At 71.1% G+C, this 902-nt stretch carries 1 pseudogene; it reads left to right on the top strand.

The annotated features are described in order from the left end of the window. Positions 1 to 701, top strand: a pseudogene (locus HO151_RS02645) (zinc ribbon domain-containing protein); the annotation flags it as partial. Positions 702 to 902 lie beyond the last annotated feature (201 nt).

Here is a 902-nt window from a genome sequence, read left to right as displayed (position 1 = left end):
GCCACTTCTGCGGGCGCTGCGCCATGCCGATGGAGGGCGGCCCGCGCCCGCCCGAGCGGCAGACCTGGTGGCGCCGCCTGCTGGACCTCCGCAGCGGGGAGACCCCGTGGGCGGGCGACCGCCCCCGCCTGCGCCGCGGCTTCGGACGCCTCATGAACTGGATCGTCGGAGCCGTCGTACTGGGCCTGATCATCACCCTCGTCGTCCACATCGACGACGGCGTCGACGCGACCCGCGACCACTTCGCCAAGCGCGCGCCGGTCGGCCCGACCAGCGTCAGGGCGTCGCGCTCCTACCCCGGCCACAGCCCGCAGCTCGCCTTCGACAAGCTCAGCAACACCTGGTGGGGCCCGGGGATCTCACAGGCCGGTGAGGGCGAGTGGGTGGAGGCCCGCTTCGACCAGCCGACCCGCCTGCTGGACCTGATCATCACTTCCGGCACCTCGACCAAGGTGGACCAGCTCCAGAAGTCGGCCCTCCCGCACCGCATCGAGGCGCAGATCACCACCGCCGACGGGAAGAAGAGCACCCGGACCATCAACCTCGACCAGAGCGCGGGCGGCCAGCGCCGCAAGTTCCGGGTGGGAGAGGTCGTCGCGGTGCGGTTCGTCCTGCGCTCGGCCTACGCCGCCGACGCCAAGAAGCAGGTGGCCATCGCGGAGATCGAGTTCTTCGGCCGCTCGAACAGCAACAGCTCGTAACGGACACAAGACGGCCACCTCTGATGACTTATGGCCTCTTCCCGGCGCATCATGTGCAGGTTGTTGTCTCACGATGCGGTCGGGGTTGACGTGGCCATGGGGACCATGGGGAAGAGCGGGATACGGCTGGCGGGCGCCGTGGCGGGCTGCGCCGTGCTGCTCGCCGGCTGCGGCGGACCGGGCGGCGGGGGCGGGGACGAC

The organism is Streptomyces sp. 8P21H-1, from assembly GCF_013302945.1.
This window is presented reverse-complemented; position numbering and strand designations above follow the sequence as displayed.